Annotated in this window: 25 protein-coding genes and 1 pseudogene; 12 read left to right on the top strand and 14 right to left on the bottom strand. The window is 74.8% G+C overall.

What is annotated here, in order from left to right:
- Nucleotides 1–12 precede the first annotated feature (12 nt).
- Complete coding sequence (locus PHY01_RS11435; RefSeq protein WP_141278573.1) at nucleotides 13–753, top strand: helix-turn-helix domain-containing protein; 741 nt, start codon at nucleotides 13–15, stop codon at nucleotides 751–753.
- Between the two features lie 59 nt (nucleotides 754–812).
- Nucleotides 813–2,060 (top strand): PP2C family protein-serine/threonine phosphatase, encoded by a 1,248-nt coding sequence (locus PHY01_RS11430; protein ID WP_246085841.1) that lies wholly within the window; start codon nucleotides 813–815, stop codon nucleotides 2,058–2,060.
- 4 nt (nucleotides 2,061–2,064) lie between these two features.
- Here the strand turns inward: PHY01_RS11430 and PHY01_RS11425 are convergent, their stop codons facing one another.
- Complete coding sequence (locus PHY01_RS11425) at nucleotides 2,065–2,919, bottom strand: SDR family oxidoreductase (protein WP_141278571.1); 855 nt, start codon at nucleotides 2,917–2,919, stop codon at nucleotides 2,065–2,067.
- 131 nt (nucleotides 2,920–3,050) lie between these two features.
- Here PHY01_RS11425 and PHY01_RS11420 point away from each other — a divergent pair, with 131 nt between their 5' ends.
- From PHY01_RS11420 to PHY01_RS11410, 3 genes are all read left to right on the top strand, one after another.
- Nucleotides 3,051–3,917 (top strand): Rieske (2Fe-2S) protein, encoded by an 867-nt coding sequence (locus tag PHY01_RS11420; protein WP_141278570.1) that lies wholly within the window; start codon nucleotides 3,051–3,053, stop codon nucleotides 3,915–3,917.
- Between the two features lie 169 nt (nucleotides 3,918–4,086).
- A complete protein-coding gene (locus PHY01_RS11415) occupies nucleotides 4,087–4,482 on the top strand; it encodes a nuclear transport factor 2 family protein (protein WP_141278569.1) in 396 nt (131 codons plus the stop codon).
- An 83-nt stretch (nucleotides 4,483–4,565) separates the two neighbouring features.
- The gene (locus tag PHY01_RS11410) at nucleotides 4,566–5,042 is read left to right on the top strand and encodes an STAS domain-containing protein (RefSeq protein ID WP_141278568.1); all 477 of its coding nucleotides are present in this window, start codon (nucleotides 4,566–4,568) and stop codon (nucleotides 5,040–5,042) included.
- 314 nt (nucleotides 5,043–5,356) lie between these two features.
- Here the strand turns inward: PHY01_RS11410 and PHY01_RS11405 are convergent, their stop codons facing one another.
- On the bottom strand, nucleotides 5,357–5,587 hold the full coding sequence (locus tag PHY01_RS11405; protein WP_141278567.1) for a hypothetical protein: 231 nt from the start codon (nucleotides 5,585–5,587) through the stop codon (nucleotides 5,357–5,359).
- Nucleotides 5,588–5,629: 42 nt separating this feature from the next.
- Nucleotides 5,630–6,574, bottom strand: coding sequence for a manganese catalase family protein (locus PHY01_RS11400; RefSeq protein WP_141278566.1), 945 nt, complete (start codon nucleotides 6,572–6,574; stop codon nucleotides 5,630–5,632).
- Between the two features lie 142 nt (nucleotides 6,575–6,716).
- Here PHY01_RS11400 and PHY01_RS11395 point away from each other — a divergent pair.
- The 6 genes and pseudogenes from PHY01_RS11395 to PHY01_RS11370 form a co-directional block, all read left to right on the top strand.
- Nucleotides 6,717–6,941 (top strand): annotated as a pseudogene (locus PHY01_RS11395) (LLM class flavin-dependent oxidoreductase); the annotation flags it as partial.
- A gap of 218 nt (nucleotides 6,942–7,159) precedes the next feature.
- Nucleotides 7,160–8,077 carry a class A beta-lactamase gene (gene bla / locus PHY01_RS11390; RefSeq protein WP_141278565.1) on the top strand — a complete coding sequence of 306 codons (918 nt, stop codon included), beginning with the start codon at nucleotides 7,160–7,162 and terminating at the stop codon, nucleotides 8,075–8,077.
- Nucleotides 8,078–8,216: 139 nt separating this feature from the next.
- On the top strand, nucleotides 8,217–9,191 hold the full coding sequence (locus PHY01_RS11385) for a winged helix-turn-helix domain-containing protein (RefSeq protein WP_141278564.1): 975 nt from the start codon (nucleotides 8,217–8,219) through the stop codon (nucleotides 9,189–9,191).
- A gap of 67 nt (nucleotides 9,192–9,258) precedes the next feature.
- Complete coding sequence (locus PHY01_RS11380; RefSeq protein ID WP_141278563.1) at nucleotides 9,259–10,395, top strand: epoxide hydrolase family protein; 1,137 nt, start codon at nucleotides 9,259–9,261, stop codon at nucleotides 10,393–10,395.
- 146 nt (nucleotides 10,396–10,541) lie between these two features.
- Nucleotides 10,542–11,138 carry a TetR/AcrR family transcriptional regulator gene (locus PHY01_RS11375; RefSeq protein ID WP_218030111.1) on the top strand — a complete coding sequence of 199 codons (597 nt, stop codon included), beginning with the start codon at nucleotides 10,542–10,544 and terminating at the stop codon, nucleotides 11,136–11,138.
- Nucleotides 11,135–12,316, top strand: a complete 1,182-nt coding sequence (locus PHY01_RS11370; RefSeq protein ID WP_141278561.1) for an oxygenase MpaB family protein — start codon at nucleotides 11,135–11,137, stop codon at nucleotides 12,314–12,316. The genes PHY01_RS11375 and PHY01_RS11370 overlap by 4 nt, the downstream gene beginning before the upstream one ends.
- 142 nt (nucleotides 12,317–12,458) lie before the next feature.
- Here the strand turns inward: PHY01_RS11370 and PHY01_RS11365 are convergent, their stop codons facing one another.
- From PHY01_RS11365 to PHY01_RS11325, 9 genes are all read right to left on the bottom strand, one after another.
- Complete coding sequence (locus PHY01_RS11365) at nucleotides 12,459–13,145, bottom strand: cyclase family protein (protein WP_141278560.1); 687 nt, start codon at nucleotides 13,143–13,145, stop codon at nucleotides 12,459–12,461.
- 8 nt (nucleotides 13,146–13,153) lie between these two features.
- On the bottom strand, nucleotides 13,154–13,924 hold the full coding sequence (locus tag PHY01_RS11360) for an SDR family NAD(P)-dependent oxidoreductase (RefSeq protein ID WP_141278559.1): 771 nt from the start codon (nucleotides 13,922–13,924) through the stop codon (nucleotides 13,154–13,156).
- Entirely contained in the window at nucleotides 13,921–16,374 is a 2,454-nt protein-coding gene (locus PHY01_RS11355) for a xanthine dehydrogenase family protein molybdopterin-binding subunit (RefSeq protein ID WP_141278558.1), read from the bottom strand. The genes PHY01_RS11360 and PHY01_RS11355 overlap by 4 nt, the downstream gene beginning before the upstream one ends.
- Nucleotides 16,371–16,883 carry a (2Fe-2S)-binding protein gene (locus PHY01_RS11350; RefSeq protein WP_141278557.1) on the bottom strand — a complete coding sequence of 171 codons (513 nt, stop codon included), beginning with the start codon at nucleotides 16,881–16,883 and terminating at the stop codon, nucleotides 16,371–16,373. The genes PHY01_RS11355 and PHY01_RS11350 overlap by 4 nt, the downstream gene beginning before the upstream one ends.
- Nucleotides 16,880–17,749 (bottom strand): FAD binding domain-containing protein, encoded by an 870-nt coding sequence (locus PHY01_RS11345; RefSeq protein WP_141278556.1) that lies wholly within the window; start codon nucleotides 17,747–17,749, stop codon nucleotides 16,880–16,882. The genes PHY01_RS11350 and PHY01_RS11345 overlap by 4 nt, the downstream gene beginning before the upstream one ends.
- Nucleotides 17,750–17,890: 141 nt before the next feature.
- The gene (locus tag PHY01_RS11340) at nucleotides 17,891–19,729 is read right to left on the bottom strand and encodes a helix-turn-helix domain-containing protein (protein WP_141278555.1); all 1,839 of its coding nucleotides are present in this window, start codon (nucleotides 19,727–19,729) and stop codon (nucleotides 17,891–17,893) included.
- A gap of 80 nt (nucleotides 19,730–19,809) precedes the next feature.
- Entirely contained in the window at nucleotides 19,810–20,556 is a 747-nt protein-coding gene (locus tag PHY01_RS11335) for a GntR family transcriptional regulator (RefSeq protein WP_141278554.1), read from the bottom strand.
- Complete coding sequence (locus PHY01_RS11330; RefSeq protein ID WP_141278553.1) at nucleotides 20,553–21,773, bottom strand: FAD binding domain-containing protein; 1,221 nt, start codon at nucleotides 21,771–21,773, stop codon at nucleotides 20,553–20,555. Before PHY01_RS11330 ends, PHY01_RS11335 begins: the two co-directional genes overlap by 4 nt.
- A gap of 17 nt (nucleotides 21,774–21,790) precedes the next feature.
- A complete protein-coding gene (locus tag PHY01_RS11325) occupies nucleotides 21,791–22,165 on the bottom strand; it encodes a pyridoxamine 5'-phosphate oxidase family protein (RefSeq protein ID WP_246085840.1) in 375 nt (124 codons plus the stop codon).
- Between the two features lie 294 nt (nucleotides 22,166–22,459).
- On the opposite strand from PHY01_RS11325, the gene PHY01_RS11320 reads away from it, so the two are divergent.
- The gene (locus tag PHY01_RS11320; protein WP_170183761.1) at nucleotides 22,460–24,049 is read left to right on the top strand and encodes a thiamine pyrophosphate-binding protein; all 1,590 of its coding nucleotides are present in this window, start codon (nucleotides 22,460–22,462) and stop codon (nucleotides 24,047–24,049) included.
- Between the two features lie 10 nt (nucleotides 24,050–24,059).
- Here the strand turns inward: PHY01_RS11320 and PHY01_RS11315 are convergent, their stop codons facing one another.
- Both PHY01_RS11315 and PHY01_RS11310 read right to left on the bottom strand, forming a co-directional pair.
- Nucleotides 24,060–24,590, bottom strand: a complete 531-nt coding sequence (locus PHY01_RS11315; protein ID WP_141278550.1) for a DsbA family protein — start codon at nucleotides 24,588–24,590, stop codon at nucleotides 24,060–24,062.
- Complete coding sequence (locus PHY01_RS11310) at nucleotides 24,587–25,381, bottom strand: aldo/keto reductase (protein WP_141278549.1); 795 nt, start codon at nucleotides 25,379–25,381, stop codon at nucleotides 24,587–24,589. The genes PHY01_RS11315 and PHY01_RS11310 overlap by 4 nt, the downstream gene beginning before the upstream one ends.
- Between the last annotated feature and the right edge of the window lie 348 nt (nucleotides 25,382–25,729).

The following is a 25,729-nucleotide window of genomic DNA, read 5'->3' as shown; positions in this document are numbered from 1 at the left end:
GGGGGTGCGCTCGTGGCCTGGAGCACCCGTGAGCTCGCCGAGCTGGCCGGCACGACCCTGCGCGCCGTGCGGCACTACCACCAGGTCGGGCTCCTCGCCGAGCCGGAGCGGCGCTCCAACGGCTACAAGCAGTACGGCGTGGCCCACCTGGTCCGGCTGCTGCGGATCAAACGCCTGGTCGACCTCGGTTTCACGTTGCCGCAGATCGCCGAACTCGGTGAGCGCGACGACCATCCCGCCGAGGCGCTGCGCGCACTGGACGCCGAACTGGCCGCGACGATCGACCGGCTGCAGCGGGTCCGCGTCGAGCTGCGCGGGATCCTCGACGAGGCCGCACCCACCGACCTGCCCCCCGAGCTCGCCCCCGTCGCCCGCGTCGACCTGTCCGGGGCCGACCGCTCGTTCGTCGCGGTGATCGGCCGGGTCATGGGCCCGCAGGCGCGGCGGGCCTGGGCGGACATGCTGCTGCACCTGCCCGACGACCCGGTCGCGGCGGAGTTCGACGATCTCCCCGCCGACACCGACGAGTCGACCCGGCAGGACGTCGCCCGGCGCATGGTCCCCTACGTCCGGGCCCTGCGTGCGCGGCATCCGGACCTGCACGGGCCGCCGTCCGACGCCCCTGGCGACCCGCGCTCCGCCGCCCGGACCGTGGGCGAGGCACTGCGCGATCTCTACAACCCCGCGCAGCTCGACGTGCTGCGCCGTACCGAGGAGCTGCTCCGCGCCGACCGCGCCGCGCCGCCGGGGTAGTCGGCCGCCGCCGTGGGCGCGGTGCCCCCCGCCCACGGGGCCCCGTACTGTCCCCGGTGGTGGAACCCGACAAACCTGCTCAGACGGCCCGGACGGCGAGCTGGGCAGACGCGCTCTCGCACGTCATCGAGGGTGGGCACCTGGCGCGGGGTGAGGACCTGTCACAGCTGTTCGACGACGCCGTCCGGCCCCTGGGCCTGACCGCGGAGCTCCACGTGGTCGACCTGGCGCAGCGGTCGCTGACCGCCGTGCGGACCGGCCCGCCGACCCGGATCGGCGTGGTCGGCACGATGGCCGGGCGCGCCTACCAGCTCGGCGAGATCCTCCCCGGCCTCGACGACGACGGGGGCCGCGTGCTGTGGGTGCCCGTCCTGGACGGGACCGACCGGGCGGGGGTCATGCGGGTCGGCCTCGGTGACGTCGAGGACGGCGACGAGCTGCGCGCGCGCATGTGGACCCTCGCCGGGCTCTCCGGGCACCTGCTGATGACCAAGATCGCCTACAGCGACCGGCTCCGCCGCTGGCGCAGCAACGGCCCGCTCTCCCTGGCCTCCGAGCTGCTGTGGCAGCTGCTGCCGCCCCGGACCTTCGCCACCGAGCGGGTGGTGGTGGCCGCCCTGCTAGAACCGCACGACGACGTCGCGGGCGACGCCTACGACTTCAACATCGACGGCGACGTCATCGACCTCGCGGTGTTCGACGCGCTGGGCCACGACATCCGGGCCGGGCTGACGTGCGCGCTGGCCGTCACCGCCGTCCGCAACGCCCGCCGCGACGGCGAGACCGACCTGGAGGCCGTCGCGGCGCGGGCCGACGACGCCATCCTCGCCCAGTCCGGGCCCCGCCAGTTCGCCACCGCGGTGCTGGCCCGCTTCGACACCGCCACCGGCGTGCTGGACTACCTGCTGGCCGGGCACCCCGCCCCGCTGCTGGTGCGCGACGGCCGGGTCGTCAAGGAGCTGTCGACCGCGCCGCGACTCCCGCTGGGGCTGCGGATCCCCGGGGCGCCGGCGCCGGTGGTGGGCCGCGAGCAGCTCGAACCGGGCGACCGCCTGCTGCTCTACTCCGACGGCATCGTCGAGGCCCGCGACCGGGACGGCGCCTTCTTCGGCGAGGACCGGCTGGTCGAGCTCGTCGAACACGCGGAGGCCGACGACCTGTCCGCCCCCGAGACGCTGCGCCGCCTCACCGCCGCCGTGCTCGACCACCAGCAGGGCCGCCTGCAGGACGACGCCACCCTGGTCATGCTCGACTGGTCCACCGAGGGCCACCTGCGCATGTTCCCGACCGGACTCCCGCCGGCCTGAGCGCCTACCCGGGAAGGGTCTCGCCGCCGAGCGGGGCCAGCACCTCGCCGGTGTAGTAGGACGACAGCGCCTGCGCCGCGAAGAACACGTAGGACGGGGCGATCTCGTCGGGATCGGCCGCGCGCCCCATCGGCACCTGCTCCCCGAACGACCCCACCTTGTCCGGGGGCATCGTGGCCGGGATCAGCGGGGTCCACACCGGGCCGGGCGCGACGCAGTTGACGCGGATACCGCGGTCGACGAGCGCCTGCGCCATCGAGTAGGTCCACGCCGTCACGGCGCCCTTTGTCGCGGAGTAGTCGATCAGCGTGCGGTTGCCGCGCAGCCCGTTGACCGAACCGGTGTTGATGATCGCGGAGCCCTCGCCGAGGTGGGGCAGCGCGGCCCGGGTGACCCGGAAGAAGCTGTGCACGTTCACCTCGAACGTCCGCAGCCAGCGCTCGTCGTCGATGTCCTCGGGTGCGTCGACCGGCTCCTGGGTGGCGACGTTGTTGACCAGCACGTCGAGGCGACCCAGCTCGGCCACCGTCGCGTCGACGACGGCGGTGCAGTGCCGCGCGTCGCCGAGGTCGCCGCGCAGCAGGACGCACCGGTGTCCCTCCGCCCGGACGAGCCGGGCGGTGTGCTCGGCGTCGTCGTCCTCGGACAGGTAGGACAGGGCGACGTCGGCCCCCTCCTTGGCGAACGCGACGCAGACCGCCCGACCGATCCCGGAGTCGCCCCCGGTGACCAGGGCGACCTGGCCGTCGAGCAGGTCGCGGCCGCGGTAGGCGCGCATCTCGTCGCGGGGGGCGGGTTCCATGTCGGCGGTGCGGCCGGGCGGGTCCTGCTGCTGGGCGGGCTGGGGAGCGTCGGTCATGCCAGGGGGCTACCCCGTGTCGGCGCGGTCATGCACGCGGCGGGTGTCGACGAGGTCACCGGGACGCGCCGACACCGCACCGCCCGGCGGCGACGGGTTTGACCCGGCCCCGTCCGGACGACCCCGGGCACATGAGCATCCCGGAGAAGCTGGAACGGACCCGAGCCCTCGACCGGCCCGCCGGTGCGGCGCGTGACGCCGTGCAGGGCGTGCTGACCCACCGCGGCGTCAAGGACGCCCTGCACGGGGTGTGGCTGGGACACGCCCTGCACCCCTCGCTGGCCCAGTTCACCCTCGGGTCGTTCCTGTCCGCGTCGTTGCTGGATCTCGTGGGCGGGCAGCGGCGCGCGTCCAGCACCCTGATCGCGGCAGGCCTCGCCGGCACGCTGCCGACGGTGGCGTCGGGCTGGGCCGACTACTCCGACGCCCACGAGGAGCAGCAGCGCGTGGGTGTCGTGCACGCGGCGCTCAACGCCGCCGCCGTCGCCTGCTACGGGGGCGCGCTGGTCGCGCGGGCGCGCGGCGGGGGCGGGCGCGCGCTCAGCGCGGCCGGGGGTGCGCTGTCCGGGTTCAGCGCCTACCTGGGCGGGCACCTGGCGTTCCGGCAGGCGCTCGGCCCGAACCAGGCCGAGGCCGTCCCGCACACCGGGCCCGGCGACTGGCAGCCGCTGGGCGCCGCCGCCGACGTCCCCGACGGACGGCCGGTGCGGCGGCTGGCCGGGGACACCCCGGTCGTCGTCGTCCGCTCCGGCGGCGAGGTCTCGGTGCTGGCCGACCGCTGCCCGCACGCCTCCGCCCCGATGCACGACGCCGAGCTCGGCGAGGAGGGCGGCTGCGCGGTGCTGACCTGCCCGTGGCACGGCAGCGTGTTCCGGGTCGACGACGGCTCCGTCGTGCACGGCCCGGCCACCGCGCCGCTGCCCCGCTTCGAGCACCGCACCGTCGACGGCGTGCTGCAGGCCCGGGTCGTCACCTTCCCCGGGGTCCCGGCGAGCTGACCGCGCGACGGATGGGCCACCGCAGTGGGGTGGCTCCACTGCAACCGGATCGGAGTGGAGCCACCCCACTGCAACGCGGGACGCGGCGTGGGGTGGCGATGCCCTGCGGGTCCCGGGGCCACGAACGGGACCGGTGCATGGGGCGCGGGACAGCGGGTAGCCGGAGGGGATGGAAGACAACCACATCACCGATCCCCGGGCCCGCACGTTCGTGGCGGCCCTGCGCCGGTTCGAGCAGGACGCCGACCCGGCGCCGCTCGCGCGGCTGTTCTCCGCCGACGCCACCGCCATGCGCCTGGACGCCCGCGGGGAGCGCGCCGACGTCGCGGCGTTCTGGACCGAGTACCGCGAGCAGTTCCACGAGCTGTCCACCACCTTCGTCAACGCCGTGGAGGACGACGACCAGGTGGCGCTGGAGTGGACCACCACGGCCACCCTCACCGACGACCGCCCGCTGCGGTACCGGGGCGTCACCGTCATCGATCTGGACGGCGACGACATCGTGGCCCTGCGCACCTACTACGACACGGCGGCCTTCACCCCGGTCCGCGCCGGGGCCGCCTGACCCGGGCGGTGTGGCGCCGCGGCACGCGGGGTATCCCCCGGTCCGCCGGGCCGCGACGGAGCGGCCGGGCACCGGGAGGATCGATGGCTGCGGACGATGCGCTCCTGCTCGCGGTCGAACACGTACGGGACCGGATCACCGTGGTCCGGGTGGCCGGGGATCTCACCGGCTGCGCGGTGGGCCGGTTGGCCCGATTGCTCGACAGGTGCACCGCCCCGCCGTCCGGCGTCGTGCGACGCCGGCACCTGGTCGTCGACCTCGGGGACGTGCGCTCGTTCTCCGTCGCCGGGCTGCAGGTCGTCCGGCGAGCCGCGCAGGTGTGTGCCCACGCGTCGATGACGCTGCACGTCACGGGGGTCGCCTCCCGCATCGGGGTCCTCCCGGCGGACGTCGGCGTGATGCTCGCCGATCTGGGCGGTCCCGACTCCCTCGAGGAGGCGGTCGACGCCCTGTCGGCACTACCCGCACCGGCGCCCCGCCCCGTCGTCGACGCCCGGATGGTTCCGGCCCCACGCCACGTCCGGCGCCGGCGCCGCGCCGACCTCGTCGCCGAGGGCTGACCCGGGCGGACGGGTCGGCGCGGCGCAGCCGCGACGCCGGGCGGACGGTCCTGGACCGCATCTGCGCCGAGCCGGGCGACGTCCTCACCGCGGACGGACGGGTCCTGCTGGTGCACTCGACGCTGAGCAACACCCGGGCCATCGACGACGCGCCGGCCGATGCCGGGTCCCTGCCCGCCGTGCTGGCCCGGGTCACCATCCCGTCCGGGCCGATCCTGCTCTCCCGCGCCGACCTGCCCCGGCGGCGCGAGCTCATCGAACCCGGCCGCCGCGTCGAGGAGCTCGTCGTCGTGCCCTCAGCCATCCCCCACGCCTCAGCTACCCCCGCCGATCTCGTCGCCCGCGCCGCCCTCACCGGGCTCGCCCTCCTCGCCGCGGTCGCCCCCGTTGCCGGAGCCGTCGCCCTGTTCACCCTGCTCGGGTACGCCGGGGCCGCCGTCGCCCTCGCACGAGGCGGCCCCGGTGAGCAACAGGGCGCAGCAGGCGAGGGCGACGGCGCCCAGGCGGAGTCGCAGCGGGGCGGTGGGCGTGCTGTCGTCGGTCATGCCCACGGCGTACCCACCAGCGGCGCGGCTACTCCCCCTCGGCTACCCGCCCGCCGGGTTGTCGGCGTCGGCCAGCTCCAGCTCCGCGGTGGCCTGCACCAGCGCGAGCAGCTCGGGGTCCAGGCCGGGGGAGAACTCCTCCGGGCGTTCCACCGCGATGTCCATCGGGAAGCCCTCGGGCGCCCGCTGGGTGGTCAGCGTCCCGCCGCCGACGCTGGCCGGGGCCTCACCCCGGTAGATCTTGCCCGCCTCGGACAGGTCGTCGGCGCTGAACGTGTACTGCGTGAGGTGCAGCCCCTGGTCCAGCAGCTTCTTCACCTCGGGGAACCGCTCCGCGTTCGTCTTCGGGATGGGCAGCGTGGCGCCCCAGTTCACCCCCAGCGACTCCAGCGCCTTGGCGTAGGCGTTCTCGTGCGCCTGGTCGCGGACGATCAGGTACGCGATCGTCGCCCGCGCCGTCTTGTTCGCCGTCATCTCGTAGAGGCGGCACTTCTGCAACCGGCCCGTGGACTCGAGCATCAGGTTGTAGAGCAGGTCCAGCACCAGGTTGCCGCTGTTGTAGACGTAGGAGCCCGACCACGGGTTGCCCGCGGCGTCCACCGGCAGTGCTCCCTGGGCACCGACCAGGTAGTGGTGGATGTTGCCGGCGCCCAGCGCGCTCGCCAGCGGGGTCGCCCCCTTCTTCCCGGGCTCGTCGACCGGCTTGGTCGCCGAGCCGGAGTAGCCGGGCGCGCCGTCGGTGAGCCGGGCGATGGTGGTCGCGATGAGCTCGACGTGCCCGATCTCCTCGGTCCCCACCCCGTAGAGCAGGTCCCGGTAGGGCTTGCCGGTCGCGCCACGGAAATTGAACGCCTGGAACAGGTACTGCATCATCGTGCGCATCTCGCCGAACTGGCCGCCCAGGCCCTCCTGCAGCGCGTTGGCGGCGGCCGGGTCCGGCTCGTCGGGGACGATCTCGTTGATCATTCGTTGGACGTGCAGGAACATGCGGTACCTCGATGTGGGTCTGTGTCGGGAGCGGTGTGCACCGCGCCCGTCGACCCGGCGTACCCCGGCGTGGGCGGTCCAACCCCCGGAACAGCTCCCGTCGCGCCGTTGTTGACGGGGCTGTGCCGACCCCGACGTCCCGCTGGAGAAGCTGGGCTTCCTGACCATCGGCCTGTTCGACGGCGACGACCCCGGCCCGGGGCACGAGAGCGTCCCGCAGGTCATCGAGCTCGGCGAGCGGCTCGGGTTCGACAGCGTCTACCTGCGCCACCGCCACTTCCAGACCGGCATCTCCTCGCCCGTCGCGATCATGGCCGCCGCCTCCCAGCGCACCAGCCGCATCGCGATGGGCACCGGGTGGGCACCCGCCGCCTGACGGGGCCGCGCAGCCGCGCTCGCACCGGTGGTCCGCGCGGTGATCCGGTCCCAGCACCACGACGGGCCCCGGGTGGCCGCCGCAGGTCGGCGTCGACCGGTGCCGGGTGGGCGCCCCCCGTTTGACCGTGCCGCGACGGCACGGTGTGGACTGCGACGTGATCACCGACGTGATCACCGCAGCCACCCGTCCACGATCCCCGGAAGGCCATGAACCCGCGATCCCTCACCCGACGCAGCGTCCTCACCGCGACCCTGGCCGCCGCCCTGACGGGGTGCGGGAGCACCGCGACGCCCGCGGCCACCCCTCCCGCACCGCCACCGCCCGCCCCGGCGGACGATCCGGACCTGGCCGCGCTCGAAGGCCGTTTCGGCGGCCGGATCGGCGTGCACGCCCTCGACACCGGAACGGGTGCGACCGTGACGCACCGGGGCGGGGAGAGGTTCCTCATGGCCTCCACCGCGAAGCTGCCCCTGGCCGCCGCCGTGCTGGACCGCGCCGTCACCGACCCCGCGCTGCTGGACCGGCTCGTCCGCTACGGCCCCGGGGCACTGCTGGAGTACGCCCCGGTCACGACGGCGAACGTGGCGACCGGCATGACCGTCGCCGACCTGTGCGACGCCGCGCTCACCGTCAGCGACAACACGGCGGCCAACCTGCTGCTCGACCTGCTCGGCGGCCCCGCCGCGGTGACCGCCTTCGTCCGCGGCCTCGGTGATCCGACCTCCCGCTTCGACCGCACCGAACCCGACCTCAACGTCTCCACCGGACCACGGGACGAGCGCGACACCACCACCCCGGCCGCGATCGTCGCGACGGTCCGGGCGGTGTCCCTCGGCGACGCCCTCCCCCCGGCAGCCCGCGACCGGCTGACCACCTGGCTCGTCGCCAACACGACCGGGGACACCGCCATCCGGGCCGGGGTACCGGGCGGATGGGTGGTCGGGGACAAGACCGGCACCGGCGCGCAGGGCGAGCGCAACGACATCGGGATCGTCCGGCCCCCGGACCGCGCGCCGCTGGTCCTCGCCGTCTACACCGACCCCGACGTCGCGGACGCGACGGCCGGCGACGCCACCGTCGCCGAGGCGACCGCGATCGCGGTGCGCCGGCTCCTCGGCCCGTGACCGCGGCGGGGTCCGCACCGGGCCCCGGCGGACCGCGGCCCCACCCGCCGTCGCGGCCGTCGGGCACCGATCTCCCTTGACGCCTGCGCCCTCCGTCCCGACGATCGCGGGGGGAGCGATCGCGGGGGGGGCGGGAGCGGTGTACTCGGAGCTGGTTCTCGGGTCGCTGACGCCGCGCGACCTCGGGCTGCTCACCCATCCCGGCCCCAGCCTGATGTCGATCGTGGCCGACTCACTCGGCGGGCGACGCCAGGGAGTGCCCCCGCCCTGGGTGGCCGCCGTCCGCCGGTCGGCCGGCCGGCGCGCTCCCGGCGTGCTGGGCCCGCTGTTCGCCCCGGGGACGGTGGCCGTGCCGGACTGCCTGACGCTGAGCACGGACATGGGGCGCATCCCGATCGACGAGCAGCTCGGCGGGCTGCGGGAGCTCCCGCCGGACATGCTGCTCGAACAGTTGCACGCCGACAGCGGCGGCCTGCCCCCGCCCGGATGGCGGCCGGTGCTCGCGGCCCCGCGCCGGTTCCTCACCGCGTACGCCGACGTGCTCGACAGCGCGTGGTGCGCGGTCGCCCCGGTGTGGCGGCAGGCGGGCGAGCTGCTCGACCGCGAGGCGGCCCGGGTCGAGCGCTGCGGGGCCGATCTCACCCTCGTCCTCGCCGGCACCCACACCCGGTTGCGCGCCCGCCCGGGGCGCATCGGGCTGCCCGACCCGAACCCGGAGACGTTCGACCGCGCCGGGCGGCCGGTCGCCCTGCTGCCGCTGGTCTCCGGGTACGGCGCCTCGGTGTTCAGCGTCGACCGGCCCGACGAGGTGTGGCTGGGCTACCCGGTGCCGGGGGTGCGGCAGCTGTTCGGAGCACCGCCCCCCCCCACGCGGCACACCGCGCTGGACCTGGTGCTCGGGGAGGTCCGGGCGGACGTCCTGCGCCGGGCCGACGGCGTCAGCACGGGCCGGGTCGCCGCCCGGGTCGGGTGCGCGGTGTCGACGCTGACCTACCACTGCGACCACCTCGTCGCGGCCGGGCTCCTCAGCCGCAGCCGCGAGGGACGGGCGGTGGTGCTGCGGCGCACCGAGCGCGGCGAGTCGCTGCTCGGCCTGCTCGACGTCCCGGACTGACCGGCCGCCGTTTCGAGCCGCGTCGAAACGATGGCGGCGACGGCCCCGGGACGGTGCGCTGACCGGCATGGACATCCGTGAGTTCCGCATCGCGATCCCGCAGGCCGACCTCGACGACCTGCACCGGCGCCTCGACCGCACCCGGCTCCCCCAGCCCGCCCCCGGCGACGACGGCGACACCGGCGCGCCGAACCACTGGCTCGCCGCGGCCGTCGAGCACTGGCGCACCGCGTTCGACTGGCGCGCCGTGGAGCGCCGGCTCAACGCCCACCCGCAGTTCGTCGCCGACGTCGACGGGCAGGAGCTGCACGTGCTGCACGTCCGGTCGGCGGTGCCGGGGGCCGTCCCGCTGCTGCTGCTGCACTCCTACCCCGGCTCGGTCCTCGACTTCCTCGACATGATCGGCCCGCTCACCGACCCGGCCGCGCACGGCGGCGACCCGGCCCGCGCGTTCTCGGTGGTGGTGCCGTCGTTGCCCGGGTTCGGGTTCAGCGCGCCGCTCCGGGAGCGGGGCTGGACGACCGCGCGCACGGCCCGCGCGATGGACGCCCTCATGCGCGGGCTCGGGTACGACTCCTACGGCGCGCACGGCAGCGACGTCGGAGCGAACGTCGCCCGCGAGATCGGGCTGCTCGACCCGCCCGGGTTCCTCGGCCTGCACGTGCTGCAGCTGTTCTCGTTCCCCTCCGGCGACCCGGCGGAGTTCGCGTCGCTGACCCCGGAGGACCACGCGGGGCTGGAGCACATGCAGTGGTTCCGGTCCGTGGGCGGCTACAACGGCATGAACGCCTCGCGGCCGCAGACCGTCGGCGCCGCCCTGGCCGACTCGCCGGTCGGGCAGCTGGCCTACAGCGAGCTGCTCGACTCCTTCGGCAACGGCACGAGCCTGCTCACCCTCGACCAGATCCTCGCGCAGGTGTCGCTGTACTGGCTGACCAACACCGCGGCGTCGGCGGGGCGGCTCTACCTGGAGGACGCCCGCGCGGGCGGCGAGCCGCGGGTGAGCGGGGCCCGCACCGGTGTGGCGGTCTTCGCCGACGACTTCCGCACCATCCGCGCGTTCGCCGAGCGGGACAACCCGGCCGTCGTGCACTGGAGCCACTTCGACAAGGGCGGTCACTACGCCGCGATGGAGCGCCCCGGCGACGTCGTGGACGACCTGCGGCGCTTCTTCGGCGGCGCGGCGCACGGCGGCCGCGACTGAGCTGCTGCGGCTTCAGGATCCTCACCGCGTCATGCGCCGGCAACCGGTCTCCGGGTCGACCAGGCGCGGCGGGGTGAGCTGCTCGATGCGCTGCAGCCGGTCCTCGGGCTGGCACCCCGCCATCAATCTGTACTAGCGTACAGAATGTGGACGGACGGCACGGGCGCAGCGCGCGGACCCGTGCCGCCCTTCTGGAGGCGGCCGTCGAGATCATCTGCACCGACGGGGTCGCCGCGGTGACCCAGCGGGCGGTGGCCCGCCGCGCGGAGACCTCCCTGGCCTCGACCACCTACCACTTCCGCACCGCCGACGACCTGCTGGTCGCGGCGTTCGAGCTCACGGCGAGCCGGACCATCGGCGACATGCGCGCACTGGCCCGCGAGGTGGCGGCGGGCAGGCTCGGGATCGACGACGCCGTCACCGCGCTGGTCTCCCGCGCCCCGTACGGCCCGCGCCTGCCCGCCGACGGCGTCATCCAGCTGACCCTCAGCGCCGTCCACAACCCCCGCCTGCGGCCCCTCGTCGACACGTTCGTCGAGGAGCTGGCCGGCCTGTTCGGCCCGCTCGCGGGGTCGGCCGACGCGGCGCGGACCCTCGCCCGGTCGCTGTCCGGGCTGATCCTGCACGAGATGGCCCGCGGCACCGCGACGCCCACCGAGACGGTGCGGGCCGACGTCCACCGGCTCTTCCGGGCCTTCGGCGTCACCGGTCCCGCACCCCGCGACGACGAGGAGCACCGATGACCACGACCACGACCTGGCCCAGCGGCCGTTCCCGGCACAGCGCCGTGCTCGCCCAGTTCGGCGAGGGCCGGGCCGACCTCATGGGCTGGGCGCTCACCACCGGCGACCCGCTCGCCGACGCGGTGGTGACCGAGATGCACGAGATCGGCATGGCCCGCGCGCGCCCGATCCTGGCCCGGGGCATCAGCGAGGGTCTGGACTCCCTCGACGCCCCACCGCCGGCCATCGCGGCCTTCCTCACCGCGACCGAGACCCCACCCGCCTATGTCGACGACACCCTGCTCGACTCCCTGAGCCTGCCTTACTTCTCCTCCCCCACCCCCGTCCACATCATCTCGCTCAGCGCCGGTGCGCTGGTCCGCGTGTACGAGTCGCCGTCGATCGCGACGGTGCTGGCCACGACCGGCAGGCTGGTGGACCGGGCCGAACGCCGCCTGGTCGAGACGGGGACCTGGCTGACCGGGGCGATGCTGCCCGGCAGCCTGCGCCGCGGCGAGCGGGGCTACGTCGACACCCTCAACGTGCGCATGCTGCACGCCCACATGCGCCGGCTGGCCCTCGACCGCGGCTACGACAGCTCCGTCGACGGCGTGCCGGTCAACCAGGCCGACCTCGTCCGGACCTGGATGGACTTCACCCTCACCGCCTACCGGGCCGAGGAGCTGCTCGGGTTCGACCTCACCGGCCCGGAGCTCGCGGGCCTGTACCGGTACTGGTGGTACCTCGGGCACCTGCTCGGCATCGACGCGCGGCTGATCGAGGGGATCATCGACCACGACGGCGCCCGCCGGGTCGACGACCTCGTCCAGGCCGTCACCGGCCCCGCGACCGAGGAGTCCGCCCGACTCGCCGACGCGACGTTGGACTCCGTCGCCTCCCTGCTCCAGGAGTTCCTGCGGGTCCCCCCGCGGCTCACCCGCCCGGTGCTCGACGCCATCACCCACCGCATCCACGGCCCGCGGATGTGCCGGGACCTGGGCATCCCCGCGTCCGCCCCGGGCACCGCGCTCCTGACCCCCGCCGTGGCCGCCGTCGCCGCCGACCGTCGACGCCGCCGCGCCTCACCACGGCGGTGGGACGCCACGATCGCCGCGAACGTGGCCGCCGAGCGGGAGCGCTCCGCGGCCCCGGGCGAGCCGACGGCCTTCGACCGCGGCGCGACCGGCTCGCACGACTGACCGGTCCCGTTCGGCGGACCGATCACCGGGACGCTCCTCGGCCGGAACGTCGGAGGGGCGGGTTCCCCGCCCTGGGCGACCCGACGAAGCCACGAGGCGGTGTCGCCGACCCGCGGGCGGTTCCGCTACGTCGAGTGCCGCCTCACCCCACCAGCGCGACGGCCCGGGTCGGCCCGCCGTGGGCCCCCTGCAGCTTGAGCGGGAACCCGACGAAGGTGAACCGGGTGTTCACGACCTTGTCGAGGTTGGCCAGGTTCTCGTAGTGGGTGATGTGCTCGCGCCGGCACATCATGTGGCACGGGTAGCTGGTGCTCGCCGGGTTGTCGGGCGTCGGGCTGTCGACGCCGAACGTCTTGATGCCCCGCTCCACGATCCACTCGCTGGCCGACTCCCCGAGCCCCGGGAACTCGCTGAGGTAGCGCTTGTCGCCGTTGTACCGGTTCCAGGTGGCCGTGTGGAACAGCACGATGTCGCCGCGTTCCACGTCCACCGGCGAGTCGGCGACGACGCGGTCGAGGTCGGCGGCGGTGATGTCGGTCCGGGGCGTGAACCCGGTGACGTCGAGGCACACGGCCGTGCCGTAGAACAGGTCCAGCGACATCTTCTCGATCGTCTCCGCGGACGGGTCCGGGTCGAGGTGGGAGAAGGAGTCGACGTGGGTCGGCCCGTTGTCGTTGAGCATGAACCCGGTGGTCTGGAACGAGAACCCGCCGTCGAAGCGCGGGGCCGTCTCCTCGTGCGTGGCGTGCTCGAACTGCACGGTCTTGAGGTGGCCCGGGTAGACCTTCATGCCCTCGTAGATGTCCTGCGAGAGATCGATCAGCTGCATGTCCACTCCTAGAACATCACGACGCCTGCGGTCACGTTCAGGTCTTCACCGGTGATCGACGCCGCCGCGTCGGAGGCGAGGTAGGCGCACGCCGCGGCCACCTCCCCCGCCTCCACCAGCCGTCCCAGCGGCGACGCCCCGGTGAACGCGGCGAGCGCCTCGGCCTCGCTGATGCCCCTGGCGGCGGCCTGGCGGGCGATCACGTCGTCGATGCGGGGTCCGGCCACCGCGCCGGGGCAGACCGAGTTGACGCGGATCCCGTGCGGCCCGAGCTCCAGCGCGAGCGTCCGGACCAGGCCGATCACGCCCATCTTCGCGGCCGCGTACGGCGTGCGGCCGTGCAGCGGGCGCTTGCCCGTCATCGAGGAGACCGCGACGAGGCTGCCCTCCCCCGCCTCGATCAGCGCGGGGACGAAGGCGCGGAAGGTGAGGAACACCCCGTCCAGGTCGGTGGCGAGGCAGTCGCGCCAGTCGGCGAGGGCGATCTCGTGCAGCGGCGCCGTCGGCCCGGCGACGCCCGCGTTGGCGACGACGGTGTGCACCGGCCCGAGCCCGGACGCGGCCGCCGCCATCGCCGCCACCGACGACTCGTCGCGGACGTCGCAGGCCAGCGCGAGCGCGGTGCCCCCGCCGGCCTCGACGTCCTCGACGGTCTCCTTCAGCGTCGTGGGGTCCCGTGCGGTGGCGGCCACGGCGAACCCCGCGGCACCGAGGGCGACGGCGATCGCGCGCCCGATGCCCCGGTTGGCCCCGGTGACGACCGCGACCCGTCCGGTCACTCCCGACCCCGTGCGGACTCGGCCGCGCGGATCGCCGCCCGCAGGCGGTCCGGGGTGATCGGCAGCTCCGTCACGCGGACGCCCAGGTGCGCCAGCGCGTCGTTGACCGCCACGTTGATCGCCGCCGGGGCCATCATCCGGCCGCCCTCGCCACCGCCCTTGATGCCGTGCAACGTGTACGGCGACGGCGTCTCGTGGTGGGCGATCCGCAGCTCCGGCACCTCCATCGCCGACGGGATGAGGTAGTCGAGGAAGCTGGAGGTGAGCAGCTGCCCGTCGTCGTCGTAGACGAACTCCTCGTAGAGCGCCGTGCCGATGCCCTGCGCGGTGCCGCCGACGATGTGGCCGGCCAGCGAGCGCGGGTTCACCAGCGTGCCGCAGTCGTGGACGGCCGCGTAGGCGAGGAACGAGACGCTGCCGGTCTCCAGGTCCACCTCCACCACCGGCACGTGGCAGGCGTGGCCCATGAACGGGTAGAAGACGCCGAGGTCCGTCCGGTCGGCCGAGGGCATCGTCGTGTACGGGTGGTCGAAGACCTTGGAGTCCTCGAGCCCGCTCTCCATGTCCTCGGGGAAGCTGTGCTTGAACAGGTGCAGCATCACCGCGATGTCGGCGAGGCTCTTGCGCTGCTCGGGCACCCCCTTGACCTGGTAGCCGCCGTCGACCCACTCCAGGTCGTCGGGGTTGGCCTCCAGCAGGTGCGCGGCCGCGCGCAGCGCCTTGGCCTTGATCTTCGCCGTGGCCCCCTCGACCGCGCCGGCGAGCATCACCGTGGTGCGCGAGCCTCCGGGGCCCGTCGCGGGCAGCCCGTTCTTGCTGCCCTGGTAGACGATCGAGACGTCGTGCGGGTCGCAGTCGAACTCCTCCGCCACGAGCTGCGCCACCATCGTCTCCGGGGAGTTGCCCCAGAAGGCACAGGAGTACAGCGTCGCGGTGATGCCGCCGGTGGCGTCGACCTTCAGCGTCACGCTCTCCGGCATCGACGTCACCGGGGCGCCGGGCTCGTCGAACCAGAACCAGAACTCCGTCGCCGAGAACACCGAGCGCTCCTGCGCGGTGATCAGCCCGATGCCGATGCAGCGCCCCTCCTCGCGGGCCTTCGCCTGCTCGATCCGCCAGCGCTTGTACTCCGAGAGCTCCAGCGCCTTGTCCAGCACGGCGTCGTAGTCGCCGGAGTCGTAGACGTTGCCGGTCGGGATGAAGTGCGGGAACTCGCGGATGAAGTTGCGCCGCCGGAGCTCGACCGGGTCGAGGTCGAGCTCGCGGGCGGCCTTGTCGACCATCTGCTCGAGCATCCAGTTGTTCACCTCGGAACCGAAGCCCCGGTAGGCGCCCTGCTGGTTCTTGTTGGTCAGCGCCGCGCGCACCCGGTACCGCACGCTCGTCATCGCGTACGGCCCGACGACCTGGGCGAGGGCGTTGCCGTGGTGGCCGACGCCGAACTGGATGTAGGCGCCGTAGTCCTCGACGGTGTCGATGTCGACGCCGCGGATCGTGCCGTCCCGCATCACCGCGAGACGCACGTCGTAGACGCGGTCGGAGCCGTGGTGGTCGCAGTTGGACATGTTGTCGACGCGGTCCTCCAGGTACTGGACCGGGCGGCCGACCTGCCGCGAGCACATCCCCGCGATCACCGCGGGCTTGGTGGCGAACAGCTTCGATCCGAAGCTGCCGCCCGCGGGGACGGGGCGGATGTCGAGCTTGTTGGCCGGGATCTTCATCGTGCCGGCCACCATGAACAGGTAGCTGGTGAAGCTCAGCGAGTTGGTGTGCACGGTGAGCGCGCCGGTGGCGTGGTCGAAGTCGGCGACGGCGCCGACCGTCTCCAGCGGCTGGCCGCCCGAGCGGTGCCAGCGCAGCCGGTCGGTGACGATCACGTCGGCCTCGGCGAAGTCGCGCTCGACGTCGCCGAAGTCGAACGTGCGCTCGTAGGCGCAGTTGGAGCCCAGATCGTCGTGGACGAGCGGGGCACCGTCCTCCAGCGCCCGCTCCGGGTCGACCACGGCGGGCAGGGGCTCGTACTCCACCTCGATCAGCGCGAGCGCGTCCTCGGCGAGGTAACGGCTGTCGGCGACGACGACCGCGACGCCCTCGCCGACATAGCGGACCTTGTCCACGGCCAGGCAGCGCCAGGTGTGCGCGGCGGGGTTCGGGCCGAAGTCGGGCAGCGGGTCGCACAGCTCGGCGGCCTGCTCACCGGTGATGACGGCGTGCACCCCCGGCGCGGCGAGCGCCTCGACCACGTCGATCCCGGCGATCACGGCGTGCGCGTGCGGGCTGCGCAGCACCGCGGCGTACAGCATGCCGGGCACCGTCATGTCGCCGATGTAGCCGCCGCGCCCGCGCAGGAACTTCGGGTCCTCGACGCGCCGGATCGACCGGCCGACCCACGTGCGGTCCTCCTTGTGGGTGCGGACGGGCGGGGCGGCGGGCCGGTCGGTGGTGGTCATGCCTGGGCCCCGCTCGTCTCGGAGGAACCGGAGTGCATGCGCGCCGCGGCGGCGCACACGGCGTCGGTGATGAACTGGTAGCCGGTGCACCGGCAGAGGTTGCTCGCGATGCCCTCGCGCACCTCCTCGCGCGACACGTCGGGCTTCTGCTCGACGATCTCGCAGGCCCGCATGAGCATCCCGGGCGTGCAGAAGCCGCACTGCAGGCCCTGCTTGTCCCAGAACTCGTCCTGCAGCGGGTGCAGCTCCGCGCCGTCGGCCAGGCCCTCGACGGTGCGGATCTCCGCGCCGTCCACCTGCACGGCGAACGTCGTGCAGGAGCGGATGCTCCGCCCGTCCCGCAGCACCGTGCAGGTGCCGCAGACGCCGTGCTCGCACCCGATGTGGGCGCCGGAGAGCCCGAGGTCCTCCCGCAGCACGTCGACGAGGAGCTTGCGGGGCTCCACCGACACGGTGGACGTGCGGCCGTTGACGGTCAGGGTCACCTCGTGGCGCTGCACGGCGCTCACCTCCGGTCCTGGGCGCGGGTCAGCGCCAGCTCGATGCCGCGGCGCAGGTAGCTGCGGGCGATGTCGGTGCGGGTCTCGGCACTGCCGTGCGCGTCCCCGGACGGGGACAGCCCGGCGACGGCGGCGTCCACCGCCGCCCGGATCGACGCGTCGTCCGGCGCGCTGCCGGCCAGCGTCTCCTCGGCCGCGGTGGCGCGCACCGGAACCGGGGCGACACCGCTCATCGCGATCGACGCCCGGGCGATCGTCGCGCCGTCCGTCTCGATCACCGACGCGACGCCGACCAGCGCGAAGTTGCCGTGGGTGCGGGCGAACTCCACGAAGGACTGCCCTCCGTCGCGGCGCGGGAACCGGACCTCGGTGAGGATCTCGCCGGCCTCGATCGCGGTCGCGAACGGCCCGACGAAGAAGTCGGCGGCGCGGACCGTGCGCGTCCCCTGCGGGCCGACGACCACGAGCTCGGCGTCCAGCGCGAGGGCGACGGCCGGCAGCTCGGCGGCCGGGTCGGCGTGCGCGATGCTGCCGCCGACCGTGCCGCTGTTGCGGACGGGCGGGTGCGCGACGTACCCGAGGGCCTCGGCCAGCAGGGGCGCTCGCAGCGCGACCTCGGGCGCGTGCTCGGCGTCGGACTGGCGGACCATCGCGCCGATCACGAGCGTGTCGCCGTCGGTACGGATCCGGGTCAGCTCCTCGATCCGCCCCAGGTCGACGAGGTAGCCGGGCTGGGCCAGCCGGAAGTTCATCAACGGCACCAGGCTCTGCCCTCCGGCGAGGGTCCTGGCGTCGTCGTCGGCGTGTGCGGCCAGCAGCTCGACGGCCTCCGCCACGCTCGTCGGCGCGGCGTACTGGAACGGGGGCGGTTTCACGGCGACCTCCTCGTCATCCGTGCGCGGCGGACGGGAAGGAGCGGTCGCCGGCGCCCGTCGAGGGTCCCGAGTCCGTCGACCGGCGGACCATGTGTGGTCGCCCAGAACAACCGGGGATGTTCTGGGCGGGCCCACAGGCCCCTAGTGTCCCTCGACCCGCACGATGTCGCGCACGGTGAGGGCCAGCTGGAGGTCCAGCCGGGTGTCGCTACGCCGCAGGCTGCGACCGGTGAGCTTCTCGATGCTCGCGATCCGGTAGCCCACCGTGTTGGGGTGCACGACGAGCGCCCGCGCCGTGGCCGAGGTCGAGCAGCCCGCGGCGAGCCACACCCGCAGCGTCGGGATCAGGTCGCCGCCGCGGCGTCCGTCGTGGGCCACGACGGGCCGCAGCAGGTTGCGGGCGAAGCGCCGCAGCGCGTCGGGGGCGCCCTCCTCCAGCAGGAACGCCGCCAGGCCGAGGTCCCGGACGTCGACCAGGCCACCGGGCCGGGCCGTGCGGCGCAGCCGGACGGCGCCCCGGGCCACCCGGTAGGCGGACACGTGGTCCGTGGGGCCCTCGGCCACCGGGCCGATCGCGATCGTCGCGGTGCGGCCCGGCAGGGCGAGCTCGACCTGGGTGAGGATGCCGCGCAGCACGTCGTCGAGGCCGGGCCCGTCCGGGAACAGCAGGACGTGGACGTCCTCGTGCGGACCGGCCAGTGGCGGCGCCCGCCGCGCGGCCGCCCGGACGACCTCGGTCAGGCGGGGCGCGGGCCCCGGCGGGTCGAGCGCCAGCACCGCGACGACGTGCGGCCGGGCGAGGTCGTGCCCCAGCGCGGCCGCCCGGTCCAGCACGCCCTGCGGGTGCTGCGGCCCTCCGGGGTGCAGCAGGTCGCCGATCAGGTCGCCCGAGAGCCGCTCCTCGACGTCGACCAGGTTCTGCTGCTTGAGCACCTCGATGGCCACCACCAGCGCGAACCGTTCGATCACCCGGCGCTCGACGGGTGCGGGCGCCGCGCGCGGGTTGGTGACCCACAGCCGTGCGGCCAGCTCCCCCCCGACCACCACCGGGGCCACCCAGACGCCGTGGGCGTGTTCCACGGGATGACCCACGGCCGACGCACCCGGGCGGCCCGAGCGGTGGGGGTGCACCTCCACCACCTCGTTCCGGCGGACGAGCGCCTCCAGCGCGTCGCGGACCGGTCCCCTCCGGCGGGCGGCCGCCTCCGGGGGCGGGCGGTAGCCGGTGGCCGGTGCCCTGGCGAGCACGCCGCCGTGGCGGTCCTCGACGGTGACGGAGGCACCGAGCGTGTCGGCCAGCGCGGTGACCAGCTCGGCCAGCCCGACCCCGTCGAGCACCAGCCGCATGAGCGCGCGGTGCTGCTGCTCCGCCCACTCGGTCACGGTGCGGCTGCGCCGCAGCTCGGTGATCACGTTCTGCTGGTCGCTGCGCAGCCGCGCCGCCTCGCACGCCAGCGCGGCCTGGTCGGCCAGCAGCTCGACGAGCTCCACCTCCGCGGCACCGAACTCGCGGGCGGCCTCCGAGTAGGCGACGACGACGCCGAGGGTGCCCGCGACGGGGGCGTGCAGCGGCGCCGCGATCAGTGCCCGGTAGCCCTGTTTGGGCGCCAGGTGCCGCAGCCGCCCGTAGCGGGCCGCGTTCCCGACGTCGGTGACGGTGACGGTGCAGCCGGCCCGGTAGGCCTCGGCGGCGGGTGAGTCCAGCGTCGGGTCCGCCGGGTGGATGAGCAGGGAGCCGGTGTCGCTGACGAGGGCGACGTAGTCGCGGGACAGCCCCGACGAGCCGGCCACCCGCAGGCGCGCCTCGTCCGGTTCCGCGAGGAGCACGGCGCAGCAGTCGAACCCGATCAGGGCGCAGGCCTGCTCGGCGACCCGGGCCAGCAACCCGTCCAGCGGCTCGGCGGCGTTGACGGCCCGGGCGATCTCGCCCACCGCGCTCATCCACGAACGCAGTGTCGACGGCGCCTCGGGTGAGCCCACCGCCGTACCGTGACCGCGCGGTGGCGGAACCGCAAGGGGCCGAACGCACCCTGCCGGTGCGGCCGCGGCGCCGGGGCCGGTCACGGCGGGGTCCCGCCCTCGGCGGCGAGCGCCCGGCGGATGGCGGCGCGCAGCAGCGCCGGCTCGTGGGTGGGGTCCATCGAGGCGATCAGGGCGAGCCCGGCCCGCGACAGGTGCCGGGCGAGCAGCCTGGCGGCCGCCCGCGCGTCGCGCTCGCGGCACAGCCGGGCGAGCTCGGCGTGCTCGCGGGCCCCGAGGGTCCAGCCGCTGTCGTCCCGGCCCACGTAGACCTTGCGGTAGCGGCCGGTGTGCTCGGCCCACAGGACGATCGAGCTCAGCATCCGCTGCCCGGCGTGCGCCACCAACGTCATGTGGAAGCGGTGGTGCAGTGCCTCCCACACGTCGAAGCCGCGGGTCTGCGCCGCGGCGACCTCCCCGACGAGCCGGTCGAGCTCGTCGAGCTCGGCGGGGCCGAAGCGGGGCACGCTCAACCCGAGGGCCAGCGTCTCGTTGGACACCCGCAGCGCGTAGAGGTGCTCGACCTCCTCCACGGACAGGTCGGTGACCCGCGCCCGCTGGTTGACCTCCACCTCGATCAGGCCCTCGCGCTGCAGCAACCGGAACGCCTCGCGCACCGGCCCCCTGCTGACCAGGCACTCCTTCGCGATCCGCGCCTGGGACAGCCCCGCCCCCGGCGCGATGTCGCCGGACAGGATGCGCCCGCGCAGGTCGGCGTGGATGACGTCGGTGGCGTCCCGGCCCCCGGGGACGACCAGGATCGTCCCGGCCGCCGCGGCGCGGGTCATCGCCCCGGCCCGTGCAGTCCGAAGATCAACCGCGGGTCGCCCGGCCGGAACGTGCCGGCGAACTGGGAGCTGTCGCCGATCTCCCGGTTGCGCTCGAGCAGCCGGGAGCCGAGCGCGAGCTGCGAGGCCTCCCACGCCGCGAGGGCCTTGGGCAGGTCGCCGCCCGCGGCGTCGAGCTCGGCGGCGAGGACCCAGCCGTCCTCGGCGGCCTTCGCCGTCCCGGCCGCGGCGTGCGGGCGGACGGCGAACGCGGCGTCGCCGAGCAGGCAGGCCCGGCCGAACACCATGCGCGGCACCCCGATGTCGAACACGGCCTGGACGAACGGCTGCTCGACGCGGGCGGCGACCTCCGCGATCGGGGGCGCGAGCAGCGCCGCCGCGGAGCGGCGCAGTTCCCCGACCAGCTCGTCGCGCACCGAGCCCGGCGGCAGGGACACCGGCCGCGGCTGCCCGTCGCGGTCGGTGAGGAAGGCGGCCAGGTCGGGCTCCGCCACGTTGCGGTACCAGACCAGGTTGATCAACCGCTCGCCCACCTCGACCGCGCCGTCGGGCCCGGGTATCGGGTAGACCAGCACGTGGCCGCCGCGCAGCAACTGATAGGTCAACGCGTCGTGCAGCGCCTCGAACGTCGGCCCGCCGAGCTCGCGCTCGGGCACCGTCCCCCGCCACGCGACGTATCCGGCGTAGCGCGGCCCGACCTCAGGCAGCAGTGCGGACCGCGCGCCGGACCCGATCCCGTCGGCGCAGACGAGCAGGTCCGCGTGCGCGGGTTCGCCGTCGGCGAAGCGCACCTGCACGCTGCCCGGGCCGTCCGGGGCGAACGAGGTCATGTCCCGGCCCAGCCGGTACCGCTCGGTACCGAACGCCGAGAGCAGGGTGCCGTAGATCGTGTTCCACGAGGAGAACCGGTACCGGTGCCGCTGGGCGTGCCGGACACCGCCGTCGCGTCCGAGGAAGCGGATCCACCCGGTGCTGGAGGTGATCCGCCCGACCGGGACGCCGAGCCGCTCCACCGGGTAGCGCAGCGTCTCCGGCAGGACCGCGATGCCCGCGCCGCGGGCCTGCAGCGTCTCCCGCGACCGCTCGTACACCGTGACGTCGCAGCCGATGTCGCGCAGCAGCAACGCGGCGGTGAGCCCGCCCAGCGATCCCCCGACGACCGCGACGGCGGGCCACGGCGTCGATCCGGACGGGGACGGCCCGGACGGGGACGGCACGGTCCGGGACACCACGGTCAGGGGCGGCCGAAGGTGGCGATCGAGTCGACCGCGAGCTCGAAGAGCACGCGGCGCTCCTCGCGGCCCGGGTCACGCAGGGCGTAGGAGCCGGGGTCACCGGTGTACTTGTTCCAGATCCGGTCGAGCTGGGCCGTGACGCGGGGGCCCTCCTCCGGGTCGTCCTCGGAGATCTCCCGGGCGACCGTGGCCTTGATGCTGATCCAGTGGTAGGCGTTGGCCGGGTTCATCAGCAGGAACGTGGCCTGCGGCGCCTTGCGCAGCCAGTCGACCTTCTTGCGGTGCGTGGCCAGGTTGAGCAGCACGGTGTCGCCCTCGTAGTCGAACCAGACCGGCGTCAGGTTCGACCGCCCGGTGCTGCCGGTGACCGACACGACCGCCGTGACCGGCTCGTCGAGCAGCCGCCGGTAGATCGGGTCGAGATCGGCGAGACTGGAGACCGAGTCCCGGTCACCGACCTCGAACTGTCCCGGCTGGACGCCCTCGGCGACGTCCCGGAAGCCACTGTGATCGCCATCGTCGGCTCCTTCGGGGTGTGACGCGCACTACTGCTGACACTGCGACCGAAGCTAGGGTGAGGGCCCCGGCGTGTCCAGGCTGTGAACAGACCACTTCTCCGCCGTGACGGTCATCCGGCCGGGCAAGTGTCGACACCTGGGGGTGCGAACGTGGATCCGACCACGACCCGAGGGCTGGCCGACGCGCTCGCCGACGGGCTGCTCGCCGCGGGCGTCCGGCGGATCTTCGGGGTCCCGGGAGGGGGGCCGAACCTCGACGTGGTCGGGGCCGCGGCCGAGCGCGGGATCGGCTTCGTCCTCACCCACGGCGAGACGGCCGCCTGCATCGCCGCGTCGACCTACGGCCGCCTGACCGGGACCCCCGGCACCGCGCTCGTGACCCGCGGACCCGGCCTGACCAGCGCGGCCAACGGCCTCGCCCACGCCACGCTCGACCGGGCGCCGCTGCTCGTGGTCAGCGACACCGTCACGGCGGCGACGGCGGCGCGCACCGCCCACCAGCGGCTGGACCAGGTCGGCGCCGCCGCACCCCTGACGAGGTGGAGCGGCACCCTCGGCCACACGCAGCCGGCGGCCGTGGCCGAGGCGGCGGCCCGGCTGGCGCTGCGGTCCCCGCCCGGCGCCGTGCACCTGGCGTTCGACCCGACGACGGCCGGCGACCCGCCACCGACGGCGACGGGCCCGTCCGTCGTCGACCCGGGCACCCTGGCGAGGGCCCGCGCGCTGGTCGCCGGCGCGCGACGGCCGGTGGTCGTCGTGGGCGTCGACGCGACCGTCGACGGGGCGGCCGTCCGGCGGGCTCTCGCGGGTCTGGACTGCCCGGTGCTCGTCACCTACGCGGCGAAGGGCGTGGTGCCCGAGTCCGGGCCGACCTTCGCCGGGCTGTTCACCGGAGCCGCCGTCGAACGGCCGTTGCTCGCCGGCGCGGACCTGGTCCTGGGCATCGGGCTGGACGCGGTCGAGGCGGTGCCGGGGCCGTGGCCGACCGGGGCCCCCGTCGTCCTCGCGCACTCCCATCCCGTCGAGACCGCCTACTTCGGCGACCCGTTGCTGCTCGTCGGCCCCTACGCCACGCTGCTGCCCGCCCTGCTGGCGGACGCGGCACCGGACTGGCCGCCCGGCGCGGGCCGCCGGGCCCACGACGCCGTCGTCGAGCGGCTCGGCGCGCACGCCCCGGCCGCCGCCGGCACCCTCGGCCCGCTCGACGTGGTGCGGACGACCCGTGCGGTGCTCGGCGACGTCCCGCTCACCGTCGACGCCGGTGCCCACATGCTCGTCACGATGCCGCTGTGGTCCACCGACGGGCCCGACCCGGTGCTGATCTCCAACGGCCTGGCCACCATGGGGTTCGCCCTGCCCGCGGCGATCGGGGCCGCCCTGGCCCGCCCGGGACGCCGGGTCGCCTGCCTGACCGGTGACGGCGGGCTCGGCATGGCCATGGCGGAGATCGAGACGCTCGCCCGGCTGGCGCTGGACGTCACGGTGGTCGTGTTCAACGACGCGGCGCTCACCCTCATCGCGCTCAAGCAGGGCGACGCCCAGGGCGGTGGCCCGGCCGTCACGTACGCGCCGACGGACTTCGCCGCGGTCGCCGTCGCGATGGGCGTGCCCGGCGTCGTCGCCAGGAGCGTCGAGGAGCTGCGCGGGGCGCTCGGGTCGGTGCGACGCGGGCCGCTGCTCGTCGACGCGCGGGTCGACCCGGGTCCCTACCGGCACGTGATCCGCACGATCAGGGGCTGAGTGCGGCCCGTCACCCCGTCGGTGTGTCCCGTACCGCCTCGGTCAGGCTGTCGAGGTCGACCGGGCCGCGGTAGCGCCGGCCGTTGAGGAACAGCACGGGCGTGCCCGCGACCCCGCTGGCCTCCCCGCTGGCCAGGTCCCGCTTCACCCGCTCGTGATGCTCGCGGGCCCGGTAGCCGATCGCTCCCGCGTCCCGCAGGCCCAGCCGCCGGGCGTAGCCCGCGAGGTCGCCCTCGGCCAGCCGGTCCTGGTGGCTGAAGAGCAGCGCGTGCATCACCCAGAACCGGTCCGCGTCGGCGGCGGCCTCGGCGGCCAGCGCGGCCGGCCACGCGTGCGGGTGGAGGTCGACCAACGGGAAGTGCCGGAACACGAACCGCATGCCGTCCCCGACCCGGTCCACGAGGTCCTCCAGCACCCCGTGGGCCCGCCAGCAGTGCCGGCACTGGTAGTCGCCGTACTCCACCAGGGTCACCGGTGCGCGCGCCGGTCCCCGGCTGTGGTCGAGGGCGTCGACGGGGGACGCCAGCCCGGGGACGTTCACCGGTTCCTCCCCAGCGCGTCGATCGCGGCCATGTCGTCGGCGGAGAGCTCGAAGTCGGTGATGTCGATGTTCTCGCGGACCCGTGTCGGGTTCACCGACTTGGGGATGACGACGAACCCGTGCTGCAGGTGCCAGCGCAGCACGACCTGGGCCGGGGTGCGGCCGCGGGCCTGCGCGATCCGGCCGATGGTGCGATCGCGCAGCAGCGCGCCTTCCGCGAGCGGCGCCCACGACTCGGTGGCGATGCCCGCGCGCCGGTGGTACGCGCGCAGGGACTCCTGCGGGATGCGGGGGTTCAGCTCGATCTGGTTGACCGACGGGACGGTGCCGGTCCGGTCGACGAGCAGGTCGATCTGCGCCTCCCCGAAGTTGGAGACCCCGATCGAGCGCGCCCGGCCGTCGTCGCGCAGCGACTCGAAGGCCCGCCAGGTGTCCACGTCGCCGTCACGGCCCGGCCAGTGGATCAGGTACAGGTCCACGTAGCCGGTGCCGAGCCGTCGCAGGCTGGCGTCCAGGGCACGCCTCGCGCGCTCGTACCCGTGGTCGGCGCCCGCGAGCTTCGTGGTGACCCACACGTCCTCCCGGGCGACGCCGGCGTCCCGGATGCCCTGTCCGACGCCGGTCTCGTTGCGGTACATCTGCGCGGTGTCGACGTGGCGGTAGCCGGCCTCGAGCGCGGTGCGCACGACGGCGGCGGTGTCCTCCGGCGGGACCCGCCACACGCCGAGACCGAACTGCGGGATCGACGTGCCGTCGTTCAGCGTGATGCTCGGGATGCCCGCCGTCGTCATGCCGCCACCCCGCCGCGCGGCCGGGCGAGCGGGGCCCACGGCCCAGGGGCCCCGATGGTCATGGCGTGGCCCGCAGAACCGATCCCGTGGGCCCTCCGCTCGGCCGCGGTGATCACGCCGCGGGCGCCGTCGAGGGTCTCCGTCTCGCCTCGTCCCACCGGTGTGTCCCCCTTTCTCGCGGCATCCCTGGCCGGGTGTGCGCACCACCGTCGGTAGGCCGCCGGGCGGCCCCCTGCGTTCGACCGCGCGGTCACGGACCGCCTGCCGGCCTCGGCGGCGGGAGTGGCGGCGGACGGGGCCTGCCGTTGCCGGTGCAGCCCAGAGGCCGTGTGCTGATCCTCGTCGCCG

It is taken from the genome of Pseudonocardia hydrocarbonoxydans (assembly GCF_006539565.1).
Taxonomy (GTDB): domain Bacteria; phylum Actinomycetota; class Actinomycetes; order Mycobacteriales; family Pseudonocardiaceae; genus Pseudonocardia; species Pseudonocardia hydrocarbonoxydans.
The sequence above is the reverse complement of the archived record's forward strand: the minus strand, read 5'-3'. Positions and strand labels throughout refer to the sequence as shown.

Excerpts from the sequence above, each read along its gene's own strand:
- PHY01_RS11425 (WP_141278571.1), bottom strand. The coding sequence starts at position 2,919 with ATGACCGACGCTCCCCAGCCCGCCCAGCAGCAGGACCCGCCCGGCCGC.
- PHY01_RS11420 (WP_141278570.1), top strand. The coding sequence starts at position 3,051 with ATGAGCATCCCGGAGAAGCTGGAACGGACCCGAGCCCTCGACCGGCCC.
- PHY01_RS11415 (WP_141278569.1), top strand. The coding sequence starts at position 4,087 with ATGGAAGACAACCACATCACCGATCCCCGGGCCCGCACGTTCGTGGCG.
- PHY01_RS11410 (WP_141278568.1), top strand. The coding sequence starts at position 4,566 with ATGGCTGCGGACGATGCGCTCCTGCTCGCGGTCGAACACGTACGGGAC.
- PHY01_RS11405 (WP_141278567.1), bottom strand. The coding sequence starts at position 5,587 with ATGACCGACGACAGCACGCCCACCGCCCCGCTGCGACTCCGCCTGGGC.
- PHY01_RS11400 (WP_141278566.1), bottom strand. The coding sequence starts at position 6,574 with ATGTTCCTGCACGTCCAACGAATGATCAACGAGATCGTCCCCGACGAG.
- bla (WP_141278565.1), top strand. The coding sequence starts at position 7,160 with ATGAACCCGCGATCCCTCACCCGACGCAGCGTCCTCACCGCGACCCTG.
- PHY01_RS11380 (WP_141278563.1), top strand. The coding sequence starts at position 9,259 with ATGGACATCCGTGAGTTCCGCATCGCGATCCCGCAGGCCGACCTCGAC.
- PHY01_RS11370 (WP_141278561.1), top strand. The coding sequence starts at position 11,135 with ATGACCACGACCACGACCTGGCCCAGCGGCCGTTCCCGGCACAGCGCC.
- PHY01_RS11365 (WP_141278560.1), bottom strand. The coding sequence starts at position 13,145 with ATGCAGCTGATCGATCTCTCGCAGGACATCTACGAGGGCATGAAGGTC.
- PHY01_RS11355 (WP_141278558.1), bottom strand. The coding sequence starts at position 16,374 with ATGACCACCACCGACCGGCCCGCCGCCCCGCCCGTCCGCACCCACAAG.
- PHY01_RS11335 (WP_141278554.1), bottom strand. The coding sequence starts at position 20,556 with ATGACCCGCGCCGCGGCGGCCGGGACGATCCTGGTCGTCCCCGGGGGC.
- PHY01_RS11310 (WP_141278549.1), bottom strand. The coding sequence starts at position 25,381 with ATGACGACGGCGGGCATCCCGAGCATCACGCTGAACGACGGCACGTCG.